This is a genomic window from Aquirufa sp. ROCK2-A2 (assembly GCF_054558485.1).
In genome coordinates this window covers 1-384 of sequence record NZ_JBPXKA010000027.1, presented here as the reverse complement: position 1 = coordinate 384, position 384 = coordinate 1, and the positions used below count along the sequence as shown (strand labels likewise).

At 44.5% G+C, this 384-nt stretch carries 1 protein-coding gene; it reads right to left on the bottom strand.

Annotated features, from left to right (window positions below; genetic code table 11):
- The coding region (locus V7S76_RS13275) for a hypothetical protein (protein ID WP_459510626.1) at window positions 1-384 on the bottom strand (384 nt) is incomplete at both ends.

The window sequence follows — 384 nt, the reverse complement described above, 5'->3', positions numbered from 1 at the left end:
AACTACTAACATCTGTGGAATTGGCTTTTAAAGCCAAAGCAGAATTGACCGAACTTGTATCGGCTTTTACAGCAAGAGAGTTACTAACATCTGAGGTATTTGCTTTTAAAGCTAAGGCCGTATTGACCGAACTTGTATCAGCTTTTGCAGCAAGAGAGTTACTAACATCTGAGGCATTTGCTTTTAAGGCAAGGGCGGTATTGACCGAACTTGTGTCGGCTTTTAGGGATAAACCTGGAACAGTGGGAGCATCCGCCGTTCCAGCTAAATCGCCAGCTAATTGGATTTTACCTAATGAGCTATTGGTTGCGTCTGGCGCACCAGCAGCAACGCTTCGATCCACATAAAAAGTGGTGGCCAATTTGGTGGAATTATCTCCAGCTG